This is a genomic window from Rhodococcus sp. K11/5 (genome assembly GCF_055193735.1).
This window is the reverse complement of record NZ_CM143721.1, coordinates 1,581,667-1,598,949: the sequence shown is the minus strand read 5'-3', so window position 1 is coordinate 1,598,949 and position 17,283 is coordinate 1,581,667. Positions and strand designations below refer to the sequence as shown.

Genomic DNA, 17,283 nt, shown 5'->3' with positions numbered 1-17,283 from the left:
CCCCACCCTAGCGGCCCCTCTGCACATATGTGCAACGGCTATGCAAGAAAGTGCAGCTGTGTTTACGGTGGTCGCAGAGCACGCACTGTGGCGTGCATCACGACCTTTCCGGAGGATATGCATGTCGGACACCAAAGAACCCTGGGGACTACGCGCGGAGATGGCCGCCGAGTTCGCGGGGACCATGATCCTGATTCTGTTCGGCGCGGGTGTCGTCGCGCAGGTGGTCTCGGGAGAGGGCACTCTCGGCGATCACGACAGCATCGCCTGGGCCTGGGGCCTCGGGGTCATGTTCGGAATCTATGTCGCGGGTCGCGTCACGGGGGCCCATCTCAATCCCGCGGTGACGCTCGCCTTCGCTCTGTTCCGGGGGTTCTCCTGGTCCAAGGTGGCGCCGTACGCGCTGGCTCAGACGGCAGGCGCCTTCGTCGCCGCCCTCCTCGTCCGGTGGAACTACGACGACATGCTGACCGCGGTCGACCCCGACCACACCATCGCCACCCAGACCATCTTCTCCACCCTGCCCGGCAACGGCACCCTCCCGGTCAGCGCCGGTTCGGCCCTGCTCGACCAGATCATCGGCACCGCGATCCTGCTGTTCCTCATCGTGGCGGTCACCGACTCCCGAGCCACCGCCCCGCTCGCGAACCTGGCCCCGTTCATCATCGGACTGATCGTCGTCGCGATCGGTTTCGCCTGGGGCACCAACGCCGGCTACGCCATCAACCCCGCTCGTGACTTCGGCCCGCGCCTCGCCTCGTTCATCACGGGGTACGGCACCGCGTGGCGCGACCAGTACGGAAGTCTGTATTTCTGGGTGCCCATCGTGGGACCGCTGATCGGCGGCCCGATCGGCGTGCTGCTCTACGACCAGCTCATCGGGCGCACCCTGAAGAAGACGGACGACACCCCGGAGAGCCCGTCGCGGCTCCCGTCCGACAAGTGAATCCCGAGACGCTCGTATCCACCACCGACGCACCACGACGAAAGAGGCTGAACCGATGACCGAATCCGACGCCCGCTACGTAGCCGCGATCGACCAGGGCACCACGTCGACCCGGTGCATGATCTTCGACTACTCCGGCAACGTGGTCGCGGTGGACCAGAAGGAACACCAGCAGATCTTCCCGCGCGCCGGGTGGGTCGAGCACGACGCCGTGGAGATCTGGAACAACACCCGCAGTGTGGCCGCGGGAGCCATGGCGGCCGCCGATCTGACCTTCGCGGACCTCGCGGCCGTCGGCATCACCAACCAGCGCGAGACGGCCCTGGTGTGGGACCGAGCCACCGGCAAGCCGATCTACAACGCCATCGTCTGGCAGGACACCCGCACCGATCGCATCGCCACCGCCCTCGGCGGCGGGGACGCGAACAAGTACACCGCCGTCACCGGGTTGCCGCTGGCCACCTACTTCTCGGGACCGAAGGTGAAGTGGATCCTCGACAACGTCGAGGGTGCGCGCGAGAAGGCGGACGCGGGTGAACTGTGCTTCGGCAACATGGACACCTGGGTGCTGTGGAACATGACCGGCGGCGTCGACGGCGGGCTGCACTACACCGATCCCACCAACGCGTCGCGCACGCTGCTCATGGACCTCGACACCCTGTCGTGGGACGAGAGCATCTGCGCGGACATGGGCATCCCGATGTCGATGCTTCCCGAGATCAAGTCCAGCTCCGAGGTCTACGGCACCGGGCGTGACCGCGGACCGTTCCGCGGCGTGCCCATCGCCGGCATCCTCGGCGATCAGCAGGCCGCGACGTTCGGCCAGGCGTGCCTGGCCCCGGGCGAGGCCAAGAACACGTACGGAACCGGCAACTTCGTCCTGTTGAACACCGGCACCGAAAAGGTCATGAGCAAGAACGGGTTGCTCACCACGGTCTGCTACAAGATCGGTGACCAGCCCACCGTGTACGCCCTCGAAGGATCGATCGCCGTCACCGGATCGCTCGTGCAGTGGCTGCGCGACAACCTCGGCATGATCTCCACCGCGGCCGACATCGAGACCGACGCCCGCTCCGTCGACGACAACGGCGGCGCGTACTTCGTGCCGGCCTTCTCGGGTCTGTTCGCCCCGCACTGGCGGGCCGATGCGCGCGGCGCGATCGTCGGACTCACGCGCTTCGTCAACAAGGGGCACCTCGCCCGCGCCGTCCTCGAGGCGACCGCGTACCAGACCCGCGAGGTGATCGAGGCCATGAACGCCGACTCCGGCGTCGACCTCGAGGTCCTGAAAGTCGACGGAGGAATGGTTGTCAACGAATTACTGATGCAGTTCCAGTCCGACATCCTGAATGTCGACGTGGTCCGTCCCGTCGTCGCCGAAACCACGGCGCTCGGTGCGGCCTACGCAGCCGGCCTGGCGGTCGGCTTCTGGGAGAGCGAGGACGACATCCGGCAGAACTGGGCCGAGGACAAGACATGGACACCGTCCATGGACGAGAACCAGCGCGCCGAGTTGTACGCGGGCTGGAAGAAGGCAGTAACGAGAACTCTGGATTGGGTTGACAGCGAATGAATATCACCACACCGGTACTGGGTCCGGCCGCACGGGCGGACGCACTCGACCGACTCGCATCCGAAGAACTGGACATCCTGGTCATCGGCGGCGGCGTGGTCGGAACGGGCACCGCACTCGACGCCGCCACCCGTGGCCTCAAGGTGGGCCTCATCGAAGCACGGGACTACGCGGCGGGAACCTCGTCGCGATCCAGCAAGCTGTTCCACGGCGGGCTTCGCTACCTGGAGCAGTTCAACTTCTCGCTGGTGTTCGAGGCCCTCAAGGAACGCTCGCTCGTGCTGAACGAGCTGTGCCCCCACCTCGCCCGGCCGGTCCCCTTCATCTATCCGTTGGAGAAGATCATCGACCGCCCGTACGTGGGGCTCGGCATCGGCGTCTACGACGTCATGGGTGCCGGCCGCGGCGTTCCCGGCCACCACAAGCATCTCGGCCGGAAGAAGACGCTCGAATCGTTCCCGTCGGGCAAACGCTCCGCGATTCGCGGCGCCGTGCGCTTCTACGAGGGTCAGGTGGACGATGCCCGGCACACCATGATGCTCGCGCGCACGGCTGCCGCCTACGGTGCGCTGTGCGTCAACAGCACCCGGGTCACCGGCTTCCTGCGTGAGGAGGACCGCGTCGTCGGCGTCGTCGCCACGGACCTCGAGACCGGATCGTCGTTCGAGATCCGGGCGAAGCAGGTCATCAACGCGGCCGGCGTCTGGACCGACGAGATCCAGGAGATGGTCGGCGGTCGCGGCCAGTTCCAGGTGCGGGCGTCCAAGGGCGTTCACCTGGTGGTTCCGCGAAACCGCATCAACTCGGCGACGGGCATCATCACCCGCACCGAGACCTCGCTGCTGTTCGTCATCCCGTGGGGCAGCCACTGGATCATCGGAACCACGGACACGGACTGGAAGCTCGACCTCGCTCACCCCGCGGCGAGCCGCAGCGACATCGACTACATCCTGGGGCACGTCAACAAGCTGTTGGCCGATCCCCTCGATCGCGAGGACGTCGTCGGTGTGTACGCCGGTCTGCGTCCGCTGCTGTACGGCGAGTCCGATTCCACCAGCAAGCTCTCCCGCGAACACGCGGTGTCGAGCCCGGTACGGGGTCTGACGGTCATCGCGGGCGGTAAGTACACCACCTACCGCGTCATGGCGAAGGATGCCGTCGACGCCGCCGTGCACGGACTCGAGCGCACCGTTCCGCCCTGCGCCACGGAGAACATCCCGCTGGTCGGTGCGGACGGATACGTCGGTGCGTTCAACTCTCGGCAGCTCACCGCCGAGCGCACCGGAATGCGCGTCGGTCGGGTGGAGCATCTGCTCGGCCGGTACGGCTCGTTGATCGGAGAGATCCTCGAACTCGTGGACCAGGACCCCTCCCTCGGCGAGCCCCTGGAATCGGCACCCGCGTACCTCAAGGCCGAGGCGGTGTACGCGGTGAGCCACGAGGGCGCTCGACACCTCGAGGACATCCTGACCCGTCGTACCCACATCTCGATCGAGGTGCCGGACCGCGGCGAGGCTGCCGCGCGCGAGGTGGCCGAGTTGGTCGCCCCGCTGCTCGGGTGGGACGAGGCTCATGTCGCCGAGGAGATCGAGCACTACCGGCTGCGAGTCATCGCGGAGCTCGAGTCGCAGCAGCAGCCGGACGACGCCACCGCGGATGCGGCCCGGCTCGGCGCACCGGACGTGCGGGCTGCCGTTCACTGAGTCACCGAGTCACCGCGTTCACTGAGTGAACGCGTCGGCGGCCCCCGTCCGGTCGCCGAGCACTCCGGTGCGAAGTGCGGCGATGCATCCGATCGCCGACTACAAGTGAGGGGGCACGGGCGCGATGCCCGTGCCCCCATCACGAGAGGACGGCAGATGGTCGCCAGAAGGTTCGACTCCCCGGCGGACGCGGTCGCCGACATACCCCGCGGAGCATCGATCGCGGTCGGCGGTTTCGGGCTGTGCGGCATTCCCGACGCGTTGATCGCCGCCTTGGCCGACGCCGCCACCGACGATCTCGAGGTGTTCTCCAACAACTGCGGCGTCGACGGCCACGGCCTCGGTATCTTGTTGGCCTCGAAGCGTATTCGGCGCGTCACCGCGTCGTACGTCGGTGAGAACAAGGAGTTCGCCCGGCAGTACCTCTCGGGTGAACTCGAAGTGGAACTGACGCCCCAGGGCACGCTCGCCGAGCGTCTGCGCGCGGGCGGTGCCGGCATTCCGGCGTTCTTCACCCCGGCCGGCGTCGGCAGCCCCGTCGCCGACGGCGGACTGCCGTGGCGATACGCGGCCGACGGGTCTGTCGCACTGGCGTCCCCACCCAAGGAGACCCGGGTGTTCGGGGACAAACGATACGTCCTCGAGACGGGCATCAACGCCGATTACGCTCTGGTGCACGCGCTTCGCGGCGACACCGCCGGCAACCTCGTCTACGACAAGACCGCCATGAACTTCAATCCGCTCGCGGCCATGGCCGGCCGCATCACCGTCGCGCAGGTCGAGAAACTGGTCCCGGCCGGAACCCTGGACCCCGCGCAGGTCCACACTCCGGGCGTCTTCGTCCAACGCATCGTCGAGACCGGGCCTCAGGAGAGGCGCATCGAGAAGCGCACCGTCAGCGCAGCCGAAGGAGCGAACCGATGACCGCCGGATGGACCCGCGAACAGATGGCCGAGCGCACCGCCGCCGAGATGATCGACGGTGAGTACGTGAATCTCGGAATCGGGTTGCCGACCCTGATTCCCGCCTACCTCGGTACCGGGGTCACGGTCACGCTGCATTCCGAGAACGGAATTCTCGGCACCGGTCCCTACCCCACCGAGGAGAACGTCGACGCGAACCTCATCAATGCCGGAAAGGAGACCGTCACCGTGAATCCCGGTGCCGCGTTCTTCGATTCGGCGCTGTCGTTCGGCATGATCCGCGGCAGCCACATCGACACCGCCGTTCTGGGTGGCATGCAGGTCTCGCGCACGGGTGACCTCGCGAATTGGATGGTGCCGGGCAAGATGGTCAAGGGTATGGGCGGCGCCATGGACCTGGTGCACGGCGCCGGTCGGGTGATCGTCGTCATGGAACACACCGATCGCGACGGCAACCCCAAACTGCTCGACGCCTGCACGCTTCCCCTCACCGGTCAGGGCGTCGTGAACCGTATCGTCACCGATCTCGCCGTTCTCGACGTTCTCGACGGCGGCGGACTCGCCCTGCGCGAGCTCGCACCCGGTGTGAGTGTCGAGCAGGTCGTGGCGGCCACCGGCACCGCCCTGGACACGAGCTCCGTCGACAGCTGATCCTTTCCGTCGCGACGACCGAACGTCACCCGACCGAACGCCACTACCCTGAGGCGGTGGCAACCGGGCTCTACCGCGGCGCGACCGCGGACGAACGCAATGCCGACCGTCGCCGACGGTTGATGGACGCCGCCCTCGACGTCTGGTCGACGGCGGGCACCAAGGTGACGATGACGGCCGTCTGCGCGTCGGCGGGGTTGACCGAACGGTACTTCTATCAGACCTTCGCCAACCTCGACGACGCGCTGACGGCCGTACTGGATGCGATCGCGACCGAGATCGAGCACCTGACCACCGCGGCGTCGGATGCGGTCGAGGCGTCCGGCGGCGGACCGGAGGAGCGCATCCGGGCGTCGGTACGCGCGCTGGTCGACTACCTCCAGGCCGATCCCCGAACCGGTCGCGTGGCGCTCGTCGAGGCCGGAGCGATGCCCGGCCTTCGACACCGACGTACCGCCATCCTGCGCCACTTCGCGCAGTTGACCGTCGACGACGCCGTCGACAAGGCCGGACTGCGTGCCTCATCATCCAGCACCGCCGCGTCATCCAGCACCGCCGCGTCATCCAGCACCGCCGCGCCATCCAGCACCGCCGTCTCACCCAGCACCGTCGGCGGCCTGTTGCTGGTGGGAGGGATGGCCGAACTGATCACCGCATGGCTCGAGGGTGCGGTGCAGACGGATGCGGAGGACATCGTCGAGGCGACGGTCCGGATGTACCTCGCGCTCTACACGTGAGCTCGGCGCACCACCAAGGTTGACAGGGCGCCCTGTCTGATTCACGCTTCAGGTGTGTTCCGCGTCACCCGAGCGTGTTCCAGAACGAGGTTGCCATGAGCGTCGACATCGCCCCCGAGCCCCGAGCCGTCCCGCGCATCCGTCCCCGCGACTGGGGTCTGCCCCTCGTGGGTCGCATGTTCGCGTACTCGTCCGATCCGCTCGCCCTCATGCGGCACCAGTGGAAGCACTACGGCCCGGTGGCGCCCGTCCGGTTGCCCGGCGGTAGAACTCTCATGCTGCTCGGACCGGATGCGTGCGGAGAGGCCTTGCGCAACGGCGACAAGGCATTCGCCAACGGACCCGCCTGGACCCGGCTGGTCGGCCCGTTCTTCACTCGCGGCCTCATGCTCCTCGACTTCGGCGAGCACCATGTGCACCGCCGCATCATGCAGCAGGCGTTCACCCGCGATCGCCTCGAGGGATACGCCCGTGCGATGCATCCCGCCATCGAGCGCGGTCTGCAGGCATGGGAGGGCGGCACCGATTTCGCCGCCTACCCGGCCCTGAAGACCCTCACCCTCGACATCGCCGCGGACATCTTCATGGGCGGCGCCGCGGACACCGACCGCGACGAGATGGACCGCATCAACGCCGCCTTCATCGCCTGCGTGCAGGCGGCGGCCGGATACATTCGCGCGGACGTTCCGATGACCCGGTGGTCACGGGCGTACCGAGGCCGAAAGGTCCTCGAACGCTTTCTCCGGCAGTACCTTCCGGAGCGTCGAGCCACGAAGACCGACGACATCTTCTCGGTCCTGTGCCACATCGAGACCGACGACGGTGAGCAGTTCGGCGACGACGCCGTCGTCGATCACATGATCTTCCTGATGATGGCGGCGCACGACACGTCGACCACCACCACCTCCACGATGCTGCAGTACCTCGGCCAGCATCCCGAGTGGCAGGAACGGTGCCGACAGGAGTCCCTGGCCCTCGGTCCGCGTCCCACCCTCGCCGAGCTCGACACCCTGACCTCCCTCGATCTGGTCATGAAGGAGTGCCTGCGTCTGCGAGCACCGGTACCGGTCCTGATGCGGCACACGGTCGCGGACACCGTCGTACAGGGCGTGGCCATCCCCGCCGGCACCGATTGTGCTGTGAGCGTGCAGTTCTCGCACATGATGGAGGAGTACTGGACCGATCCGCACCGGTTCGATCCCGAGCGTTTCGGTCCGGAGCGCCGCGAGGACGCTTCGCACCGCCTGGCGTGGGAACCGTTCGGCGGCGGCGTGCACAAGTGCATCGGGCTCCACTTCGCCGGCGCGGAGGTGAAGGCGATCATGCATCATCTTCTGCGCGGATGGTCGTGGTCCGTCGACCCGTCGTACGTGTGCCCTCTCGACCACCATTCCCTCCCGTTCCCCAAGGACGGCCAACCGATCGACCTGCAGTTCCGGGCATTCGCCGGCGCCGGGAATCGGTGAGCGGTCCGGAGACGTTGGCCACGGTATGACTTCCACGACGACACCCACGCTCGGTTCCCACGGCATCTGGCGCCACCACACCGGCCTGTCCCCCGAACTGTCCGCGCAGATCGAATCGGACGGTTACGGGGCGATCTGGCTGGGCGGGTCGCCGCCGGCCGACCTGGGAACGTCGGAAGCAGTCCTCGACGCGACGGAGTCCATCACCGTCGCCACCGGGATCGTCAACATCTGGACCGCCCCGGCGGCCGAGATCGCCGAGTCGTACCACCGGCTCGAGGCCAAGCATCCCGGCCGTTTCCTGCTCGGGATCGGCGCCGGCCACCCCGAGGCGCAGCAGGAGTACCAGAAGCCCTATGCAGCGCTGGTGTCCTACCTCGACGCCCTCGACGAGGGCGGCGTTCCGGTCGAGCGCCGGGTCCTCGCCGCACTCGGTCCCAAGGTGCTCGCCCTCGCTGCCGACCGCACCGCCGGCGCGCACCCCTACCTGACGACCCCTGAGCACACCCGAACCGCTGCCGACATCCTCGGACCGGACAAGATCCTCGCGCCCGAGCACAAGGCCGTGCTGAGCACCGACCCCGAGGAAGCCCGCGCCATCGGTCGCCCGCCGGTCGACAATCCGTACCTGCACCTGCGGAACTACCGCAGCAACCTGATGCGTCTCGGGTACTCCGAGTCCGAGATCGACGGAGGCGGCAGCGACCGACTCATCGACGCCCTCGTGGCACACGGAGATGCCGCGGCCATCGCCGCCCGGCTGACCGAGCATCTCGACGCAGGCGCGAACCACGTGATCCTGCATGCGCTTCCGGACCAGGCCGACCCCAGCGTGATCTACCGCGAGGTGGCAGCCGCACTGCGGGGTTGACGGCCACACTGCGGGGGTGACGGCCGCGCGAACTACGCTCGCCGAGTGATGTTCGTGAAGCTGTGCGGTCTGCGCACCGAGGAGTCCGTCGATCTCGCGGTCGAGTTGGGCGTCGACGCCGTCGGTTTCGTTCTCACCGACAGCATTCGCCGCATCGACGCGGAGCGGGCCGGGGCGCTGGCCCGACGCGTTCCCGACGGCACGTCATCCGTCGGCGTCGTGAAGGGCGCTCCGATCGACGACGTCGTTGCTGCGGCGCGGATCGCCGGCCTCGACACCGTGCAGGTGCACGACCTCCGCTCGCGGGACGACGTCGACCGCCTGCACGCCGAAGGGTTACGCGTGATCCGTGCCGTGGTGGCCGGTCGCAACGCCGATGGTGACTCTTTCGGCGAGGACCTGCTTCTCGTCGACGGCGCCGTGGCCGGCGCCGGTCGAACGTGGGACTGGTCGACCTACCGGCCGGAGGGGTCCTGGGTCCTCGCCGGGGGGCTCGACCCGTCCAACGTTCGACGTGCACTGACCGAGACCGGCGCGTCGGGAGTCGATGTGTCCAGCGGTATCGAATCCGCCCCCGGCGTCAAGGACCTCGGGCTGATGCGGTCGTTCGTCACGGCGGCCCGCTCGGCGGTATGAGCCGGGCGTACGAGCCGGCAGGTCAGGCCTCGGCGCCGCCCCCGTCCGTCATGGCCGAGGGGTCCATCCACATGACCTCCCACACGTGGTTGTCCGGATCGCGGAACGCACGCCCGTACATGAAGCCGTGGTCCTGCGGCTCCATCCAGGCGCTGCCCCCGGCGGCGACCGCCGAATCGACCAGCCGATCGACCTCGCCGCGACTGTCCGCCGAGATGCAGAGCAGAACCTCGCGGGCAACACTCGCGTCGGCGATGTCGTCGGCGATGAACGTCCTGAACTTCGACTCCGACAAGAACATCACCGTGGCAAAATCGCTGAGCAGCATCGACACGGTGTCGCCGTCGCTGAAGGCGTCGTTGAACTCGAACCCGAGTCCGCCGAAGAACGTGCGGGTCGCGGCGACGTCGGCAACGGGAAGGTTGACGAACAACATACGGGCCATGGGTAGCTCCTCGATCGGTTCCATGTGGTGGCTCTGTCGACAGCGGGTCGATGACGATACCGACCTCCGGTTCCGCGAGAACTCATCGCGCCTACAGTCGGGGCATGACCGCGAGCCCCTGGACCCTCACCGCCCCGCACGACGGCCGACTACGCGTCCACACCGGCGTCACCGGACGCGCGGCCAAGATGGGACATCGGCTCACCCTCGGACTGAACTCGTGGATCGTGACCGTCGAGCGATCCGGTGAGTCGGTGACCTCGGTGACCGCCATCGCCGATGTCGATTCCCTCGAAGTGTTGGCCGGCGACGGCGGAGTGACCCCCATGTTCGGCCCGGAAAAGTTGGTGGCGCGCGCGAATGCGCTGAAGTGCTTCGACGCCGAGCGGTTTCCCGGTATCGAGTTCCGTGCGAGCGAAGTGTCGGCGACCGACGAGGGATACAGACTCGTCGGCGACCTCACCATCCACGGCACGACGCGCGCGCACACCGTCGACCTACGCCGCGAGGACGACGGTGGCCGCACGGTGTGGTCGTGCGAACAGATCGTCCGGCAGTCGGACTTCGGAATGAAGCCCTACTCCCAATTGATGGGGGCGATGAAGGTGCCGGACGAGGTGACCGTCTCCTTCACCACCGAGCACGATCTCCCCTGAACCGTCCCCGCAGGCATCTCAGGGGACCCGAAACCCCGCGTCCGTCAACACCTGTTGCCCCTGCGGTCCGACGACGAGCGAGACGAACGCTTCCGCGGTAGCACGATTCGACGAGTCCGCCACCGTCGCAATCGGATAGGTGTTGACTGCATCGGCGGACTCCGGGAAGTCGATCACGGCCACCCGGTCTCCGGCGGACAGCGCATCGGTGACGTAGACCAGACCGGCATCGGCTTGCCCCGACGTCACTTTTCCGAGGACGTCGGTCACCGACGATTCCTCGCTGACCGGTGCGATGTCGACGCCCGACACCGACTCGACCCGCGAGGTGGCCGCACCACACGGAACCCGAGGAGCGCAGAGCACCACCTGCGCCGCCGGATCCGCCAGATCGGCAAGGGACTCGATCCCCAACGGATTGCCCGGCGCGGTCACGATGGTCAGGGTGTTGGTCGCGAAATCGGAGGCGTCGCCCGCGATCACACCGGCGTCGATCGCGGTGGACATCGTCGTTCGATCCGCAGCAGCGAACACGTCGCCCGGCGCTCCCTGCGACAGCTGCGTCGCCAGATCGGACGATCCCGCGAACGTGAACGTGACCTCGGTCCCCGGATGGACCGACTCGAACTGCCGACCGAGTTCGGTGAAGGTCGACTGCAGGGACGCCGCCGCGTACACGGTGATCTCCCCCGAGACCTCCATCGCGCCCCCACCGGACGAGGTCCCTTCGCCCGTGCACCCCGCCGCCCCACCCAGCGCCGCGACGATCATCACTGCTGTCCGCACACGCGTCATACAGACCACGATAGAGCAGCGGATGAGGAACGAAGAACAAGATCGTCCCGCATCCGCCGCTCGCTCGCTGGATCGCAAGATCGCTCGGTTGCTCGATCGTCGGGTCTAGACCACCGGTACCGCGGTCGTGGGCACCCGAGTGACCAACGCCGGCACCGATCGACCGGCCACCATCACCGTTCGATCCGGGCGGACCACAGCGGCCACGGACCTCCCGTGCGACAACCAACGACCGAGCTCGGACGACGCGGCCACCTCGACCACGTGCGCTCCTCGGCGCTCGATCTCGGCGCGCTGCAACGCCGTCACCGGTGTGGACGCGACGAAGAGCCCGCAGTCCGGCGCGCGGTCGTCGAGCCGGCCTCCGTCGTCGAGCCGAGCATTGGGGCACAGCGATCCGGCCAGGCCACCGAGAGACAAGGGCGATCGCTGGACGAAGTCGGAGGGCACCAATTTCGCAGTGGCACTGTTGGTCATCCGTGACCTCAGCGACGGGACCAGTCGAAGCGCGGGCGCAATGCCTCGACGGAGGATACGACCCGATTCACCGCCCCCGGTCATCGCCGCTCCGATCGCGATCGCCTGCCGAATCAGGTTGACCACGTGCGGTTTACGCTCGGTTTGATAGGTGTCGAGGGCGGACTCCGAGAGCACGCCGTTCAGCACCCCCGCCAGCTTCCAGCACAGATTCTTGGCGTCCCGCAGACCGGCACCCAAACCCTGGCCGATGAACGGTGGCGTCAGATGGGCAGCGTCGCCGAGCAGCATGACGCGTCTGTCCCGCCACCGGTCCACGACTTTCGCGCGGAAGACGTACTCCGTGGATCGAACCAACTCCATGTCGCCGATCTTCGTGTCGCCGGTCCACGGCCGTACCAGCGGGAGCACCGAATCGATGTCCGTGTACGAGGTCGCGCTCTCGCCCTCGAGCAGACGGAACTCCCAGCGGTACCGCGATTCTCCGATACGCATGTAGGTGCCGGCGCGATCGGCGTCGCACAACTGGTGAATGCCTTCCCACTGATCCAGGTCCGCGTCCGTGGCGATGTCGACGACAAGCCATCGTTGCTCGAAACCGAGGTCCTCCATGCGCGCCCCGATGGACGAGCGCACCACGCTGTTCGCGCCGTCGCACCCGAGCACGTACTTCGCACGGACACAATGCCGTTCACCGGTCGTCGTGTCCTGATAGTCGACCCGGACGTCCTCGCGTCCGTCGGCCGGGTCGCGGCTGTTCGCGACATCGACGATCTCGCAGCCACCACGGAACGTCACCACGTCGAACTCGCTCATGCGCTTGCGCATCAGTCCCTCGAGTTCGGGCTGATCGAACATGTTGGCCTGCGGATACCCGTTGGGGCGGTCCCCCGGGTCGCGACTGAACTCGGCGATCGTGTCGATGTTCGAGTCCACCAGACGGAGACCGTGCGCGGGCCGCGAGATCTCCGCGAACTGGTCGGCGATTCCGAGGTCACCGAGGATCCTGTACACCTCGTCGTCGAGATGCACTGCCCTCGGCTGTGGGTAGACGTCCTCCCATCGGTCCAGGACCAGGGTGTCGACGCCGTACCGACCCAGCAGCATGGCGGCGGTCATGCCGCTGGGACCGGTACCGACGATCACCACCGTCGTTCTCTCGGTGGTGGGGTGGGTGTCCTCAGTCGCCATTCCTCACCACGTTTCGCTGTGCGCCCAGATCCAACTTGCCGTCGGCCGTGGCGATCGACAGTTCCATGATGTCGCCGTCCTTCAGGAAGTCCGGATTCTTGCCCTGCTTCTTGAAGAAGACTTTCCACTTCAGCGCGGGCGGAATCAAAGCTCCCACGATCTCCACCGGCTTTGCCGGCGCTTTCAGTGCCGTGCCACCAGGAGTACCGGTCAGCAGAAGGTCACCCGAGTCGACGCGCTGGAAACGCGTGAGTGCCTGCAGCGTTTCGAGCGGCCCGAAGATCATGTCGGCGACCGTGCTGTCCTGCCTGACCCGGCCGTTGACGCGCGTGATCAGTCTCAGCTCGTCGAACCGCTCGAAGTCCCCCGCTTCGAGAATCAGCAGCACGGGACCGACGGGCGTGAACGTGGGATACGACTTTCCCTCGTAGAACTGAGTTTTCGGCAGCTGTACGTCTCGTGCCGACACGTCGTTGGTGATGACCAGAGCGGCCACGTAGTCCGCGATGTTGGAGCGGTCGATGGTGCTTCCGACGGGCATCGCCTTACCGAAGACCAGGCCGATCTCCACCTCGTAGTCCAACAATTGGACGTGAGCTGGCTTGATCACGTCGTCGGTGGGCCCGCAGATCGATCCCGAGGTCTTCCGAAAGAACGTCAGCGGAACGGTGTCGGGGTTCATTCCCGAATCGACCACGTGGGACTCGTAATTCGTCATCTGCGCAACCACCCGGCAGGGCGCGGTGACGGGTGATACGGGTGCGAGCGAATCCACGGACACCGTGTCGGTCGATTCCGTTGCGGTGTCGATCGCCGCACGATCGGCGAGCAACTCGCCGGTGGTGGACGCGTCGGTCTCGACTCGGGCGGCCCGGTCGCCGCGCTGAACCCACCAGGCGTCCGCGGTCCGGAGAACGGAAATCGTCATGTCGATGCCACTTTCAGAAGGCCACGAAGGCGTTGGGTGTCGAATTCGTTGTCTTTGCCCAGCGAGGTGATGATCGAACGCAGTTCTCGCAGCGATTCGCGCCCCGGTGCGATCCCGAGGAAGTCCTTGCTGACGGGTGGTCCCCACTGAGCGAGGCCCGTCGCCGTCATCGGTGCCCAACCCGGTTCGAGACTGTTGTCGAACATGTCGCCGTCGCTGAAGTGCTCGACGAGAAAACCGTCGGGATCGCGCCAGTAGTCGAAGATCTGACTGCCCTGGATGTGCCGACCCATTCCCCAGGAGTGCTGGTACCCCTTCTCACGGAGGTAGTTCCCGCCCGCGGCGATAGCGTCGATGTCGCTGACCTGGTATGCCGAGTGGACGTATCGGTCGGACGGTCCGAGCGTCATGGCGAGCGTGTGGTGATCAGTAGGGGTGTCTCCGCGATCGCACCGAATGAAACTCATCACCGGGCCCCGCTCGCGTTGGCCGTCGTAGTACAGAAAGTCACTGACGATGAGCCCGAGGTTGCCGAGGTACCACCCCAGCGTCTCCAGATACCGCGAGCGCTGAAGAACCACGTGACCGAGGCGTTGCACTCGCGAGGGCTCGTGAGGTGGGCGCTGCGTCGAATTGAACCGGCTGTCCGGCGCCCCGAAGTTGTAGGTGGGCACGGGCTGGTCGGGTAGCGAGGACATGTCCGCCGTGTCCGCAACGACCCGTACCGACTGACCGCTCGGATCGCGAAGGGTGACACCGACTCCGCCGAGGGTGTCCGGCAATCTCTCGACACGTTCGCCGTTCGCCTCGGCGACGCGCATGACGTCGGCTGCACTGTCGGCGAGGAATGCGGCACCCAGAAAACGTGTGTCACGACCCTTGCGGATCAAGACGCACGGAGGTCCGGCGTGGGTACCGCGAAGGTGCAGTTCGGTGTCGGTGCGCAGCGCGACGTCGAACCCGAAGGCGACCGCGAACGCCTGCGCTTTGTTCAGGTCCGGCTTCTGGAACTCCAGCCAGGCAAGGTCGTGCACCTTGATGACAGGGTCCGCGGCTCGGCCGGGATGCTCACCCGGGAGCGCCCCCTGATCGACATGCATCCCCTTGTGACCATCTGCCATCCCGTTACCCCTCCGTCGTTACCCGTCACTGCCGTCCCCGATCGGTCAGTCATATCTGATGATTTTATCAGTTCTTCGGTTCTGTTGGAGTGGATGCGCAGATCCGTTCCTACCTCGATCACCCGATCACGCACGCGTGATCGGGTGTTCTCGTGACTGTTCCTAGAGAGGTTCGTCGTCGAGGAGGTATCTCTCGGGGAAGAAGTAGTGATTGGGTCGCCCGCGCCGGTCGGGGTCGAGGACCGCCGGTGGATGCCACAAGGTCAGGCCGGCGTAGCGATGCCCGGCGGGTGCCCTGGTGGTGGCCCACTGATTCGGGGCGGTGCCGATGAGGCGGTGGTGCATCGGGCAGGCGAGGGTGAGGGTGTCGATGTCGGTGTAGCCGCCGTCGGCCCACTCGTGGGTGTGGTGGGCCTGGGTTCTCATGGCGGGTCGGGTGCAGCCGGGGAAGGTGCAGCCGCGTTCGCGGGCGAACAGGGCCAGACGCTGATCGGTGCTGGCGCAGCGTTTGCTGCGCAGTAGTTGCAGGGTGCGGCCGGAGGCGTCGTCGAACACCGCGAGGTACGGGTGTGAGGCCGACGCCAGTCGGATGAGGTCGCCGAGGGACAGGGTGGTGCCGGTGGTGGTGGGGGCGAGTCCGGCGGCGGCGGTGAGCTCGTCGATGCCGATGGTGGCGACGACGGTGGTGGGAAAACCACGGTGGGTGCCGAGGGTGCCGGAGGCCAGCACTTCTGCGAGGAGGTGTTTGAGGGCGTCGTGGCGTCGTTGCCCACCGGTGCGGAAATCCCGGCCGGCGCGATCCGCAGCAGCAGCAACCCCAGCAAGGTCCGCAGCAGGGTCGGGGACAGACTTCTCCCCCGAGACAGACTTCTCCCCCGAGGCGGCCTCGGGGTCGAGCGCGCCCGAGGCCGATTCCAGGTCCAAGTCCAGCTCGAGGTCGAGGTCCAGCTCGAGGTCGAGGTCCAGCTCGCGGTCGAAGACGGCGTCGTGGGCGGGGGCGTGACCCGACCGCGCGGACCCGTCGTCTGCGGTAGGGCCCTGATCCTGTTCGGGCGCAGCGGGATCGGAGTCGTCGCGACCGGGTCCGGCGTAGTCGGCACTATCGTCGAGGCCGGTATCGCCGTCGGTGCCGTCCGCAGCATCAGTGTGCGGCGCGCCGGAGTCGTCCGCGCCGTCGGTATCGCCCGCAGCGTCATCGACACCAGCGCGATCGGCGTCGTCGAGGTCGGAATCGTCGGTCACGGCATCACCGTCCGCGCTGTCCGGGGCCGGTGTCGGGGCCGGGGGTTCGGCGGCGCCGGCCGGGAACCTCACCCCGTCGGTCCCGGGGTCGTCCTCGCCGGGCATGCAACGCCCCGGGGCCGACAGTGCCTCGAACGCCACCTCGAGCATCGCCCGCAGATGCGCATCGATGCAGAAGTTGCCCGTCGACATCCCGTCCACCCCTTGCGGGTCGAACCGGATGAACCGCTTCCGCGCGGCATCGTGGTCGTCGGGGGCGGCGCCGTCGGGGTCGAGCAACTCCAGGATCCGCTTCGCCGCCACCGTCAACTCGTCCGGGCGCACCCACCGGGCGAGGTCCACCAACTGCTTCTCCGCCTGATCACGCTGCCCCGGGTCCGTCCGGGCGGGCAGATCCCGATGGAACTTGCGGATCACCGCCACGTGCCCCGGATCGAGGACTCCTTCGCGGGAGGCTGCGGCGACGTGAGGCATCCGCGGGTCCACCGGATCCCCGGTCAGCGTCGTCCGGTCCGCGAGGTCGGCCGCGACGTGCAGGCGCAGGGCGGCATTGCGGGGAGTGACGCGCAGCAGATGCGCCAACGCCGACGGTGCACCCCCGGACCCCAGGGCGCCGACGACGTCGTCGAAACCGCCGCGTTCGACGACCTCGTGCAACCAGGTGTGCGAGGCCCCCACCAGGGTGCGGATCACCGTCTCCGCCCGCACCAGTACCGCACGGGTGTCCGCGGCGGGCAGCGACCACGAATCCAGCGCCGCCACCGCCGCCACCGCCGCTTCGAGGTCGGCGATCACCGCACCCGCCGCCGGGTCGGAGATCGCCGTCGACACCATCGGAACACCAGCACCAGCACCAGAACCGGCACCAGCAGCAGCAGCCGAACCGTCCGGGCACGGCGAGGCCGGCGCCGCAGCCTCGGCT

Annotated in this window: 16 protein-coding genes; 10 read left to right on the top strand and 6 right to left on the bottom strand. The window is 67.3% G+C overall.

Annotation, left to right across the window (positions count from 1 at the left end; genetic code table 11):
* The first annotated feature begins 121 nt into the window (after positions 1-121).
* The 9 genes from ACY466_RS07780 (at position 122) to ACY466_RS07740 (ending at position 9,506) form a co-directional block, all read left to right on the top strand.
* Positions 122-946, top strand: a complete 825-nt coding sequence (locus tag ACY466_RS07780) for an MIP/aquaporin family protein (RefSeq protein WP_463251317.1) — start codon at positions 122-124, stop codon at positions 944-946.
* Between the two features lie 55 nt (positions 947-1,001).
* Positions 1,002-2,519, top strand: coding sequence for a glycerol kinase GlpK (gene glpK, locus ACY466_RS07775; protein ID WP_463251315.1), 1,518 nt, complete (start codon positions 1,002-1,004; stop codon positions 2,517-2,519).
* On the top strand, positions 2,516-4,222 hold the full coding sequence (locus ACY466_RS07770) for a glycerol-3-phosphate dehydrogenase/oxidase (protein ID WP_463251312.1): 1,707 nt from the start codon (positions 2,516-2,518) through the stop codon (positions 4,220-4,222). The genes glpK and ACY466_RS07770 overlap by 4 nt, the downstream gene beginning before the upstream one ends.
* Before the next feature lie 156 nt (positions 4,223-4,378).
* Positions 4,379-5,146, top strand: coding sequence for a CoA transferase subunit A (locus tag ACY466_RS07765; protein WP_463251310.1), 768 nt, complete (start codon positions 4,379-4,381; stop codon positions 5,144-5,146).
* The gene (locus ACY466_RS07760; protein ID WP_463251308.1) at positions 5,143-5,796 is read left to right on the top strand and encodes a 3-oxoacid CoA-transferase subunit B; all 654 of its coding nucleotides are present in this window, start codon (positions 5,143-5,145) and stop codon (positions 5,794-5,796) included. Before ACY466_RS07765 ends, ACY466_RS07760 begins: the two co-directional genes overlap by 4 nt.
* Positions 5,797-5,852: 56 nt before the next feature.
* On the top strand, positions 5,853-6,533 hold the full coding sequence (locus ACY466_RS07755; protein WP_463251306.1) for a TetR/AcrR family transcriptional regulator: 681 nt from the start codon (positions 5,853-5,855) through the stop codon (positions 6,531-6,533).
* 95 nt (positions 6,534-6,628) lie between these two features.
* Positions 6,629-7,999: a cytochrome P450 gene (locus ACY466_RS07750; RefSeq protein ID WP_463251302.1), complete on the top strand. Its 1,371-nt coding sequence runs from the start codon at positions 6,629-6,631 to the stop codon at positions 7,997-7,999.
* A 25-nt stretch (positions 8,000-8,024) separates the two neighbouring features.
* A complete protein-coding gene (locus ACY466_RS07745) occupies positions 8,025-8,870 on the top strand; it encodes an LLM class F420-dependent oxidoreductase (protein ID WP_463251300.1) in 846 nt (281 codons plus the stop codon).
* Between the two features lie 45 nt (positions 8,871-8,915).
* Positions 8,916-9,506, top strand: coding sequence for a phosphoribosylanthranilate isomerase (locus ACY466_RS07740; RefSeq protein WP_463251296.1), 591 nt, complete (start codon positions 8,916-8,918; stop codon positions 9,504-9,506).
* A 22-nt stretch (positions 9,507-9,528) separates the two neighbouring features.
* On the opposite strand, the gene ACY466_RS07735 is transcribed toward ACY466_RS07740, so the two are convergent.
* Positions 9,529-9,951 (bottom strand): VOC family protein, encoded by a 423-nt coding sequence (locus ACY466_RS07735; RefSeq protein WP_463251294.1) that lies wholly within the window; start codon positions 9,949-9,951, stop codon positions 9,529-9,531.
* Between the two features lie 104 nt (positions 9,952-10,055).
* Between ACY466_RS07735 and ACY466_RS07730 the strand changes: the two genes are divergently transcribed.
* Positions 10,056-10,607: a YceI family protein gene (locus ACY466_RS07730; protein WP_463251291.1), complete on the top strand. Its 552-nt coding sequence runs from the start codon at positions 10,056-10,058 to the stop codon at positions 10,605-10,607.
* A gap of 18 nt (positions 10,608-10,625) precedes the next feature.
* Here the strand turns inward: ACY466_RS07730 and modA are convergent, their stop codons facing one another.
* The 5 genes from modA to ACY466_RS07705 form a co-directional block, all read right to left on the bottom strand.
* Complete coding sequence (gene modA, locus ACY466_RS07725; protein WP_463251288.1) at positions 10,626-11,402, bottom strand: molybdate ABC transporter substrate-binding protein; 777 nt, start codon at positions 11,400-11,402, stop codon at positions 10,626-10,628.
* Positions 11,403-11,507: 105 nt separating this feature from the next.
* On the bottom strand, positions 11,508-13,070 hold the full coding sequence (mhpA, locus tag ACY466_RS07720) for a bifunctional 3-(3-hydroxy-phenyl)propionate/3-hydroxycinnamic acid hydroxylase MhpA (RefSeq protein WP_463251286.1): 1,563 nt from the start codon (positions 13,068-13,070) through the stop codon (positions 11,508-11,510).
* Complete coding sequence (locus ACY466_RS07715; protein ID WP_463251283.1) at positions 13,060-13,998, bottom strand: fumarylacetoacetate hydrolase family protein; 939 nt, start codon at positions 13,996-13,998, stop codon at positions 13,060-13,062. Before ACY466_RS07715 ends, mhpA begins: the two co-directional genes overlap by 11 nt.
* Entirely contained in the window at positions 13,995-15,119 is a 1,125-nt protein-coding gene (locus tag ACY466_RS07710) for a VOC family protein (protein ID WP_463251279.1), read from the bottom strand. Before ACY466_RS07710 ends, ACY466_RS07715 begins: the two co-directional genes overlap by 4 nt.
* Before the next feature lie 162 nt (positions 15,120-15,281).
* Positions 15,282-17,195, bottom strand: coding sequence for an HNH endonuclease signature motif containing protein (locus ACY466_RS07705; protein ID WP_463251276.1), 1,914 nt, complete (start codon positions 17,193-17,195; stop codon positions 15,282-15,284).
* Positions 17,196-17,283: the final 88 nt, after the last annotated feature.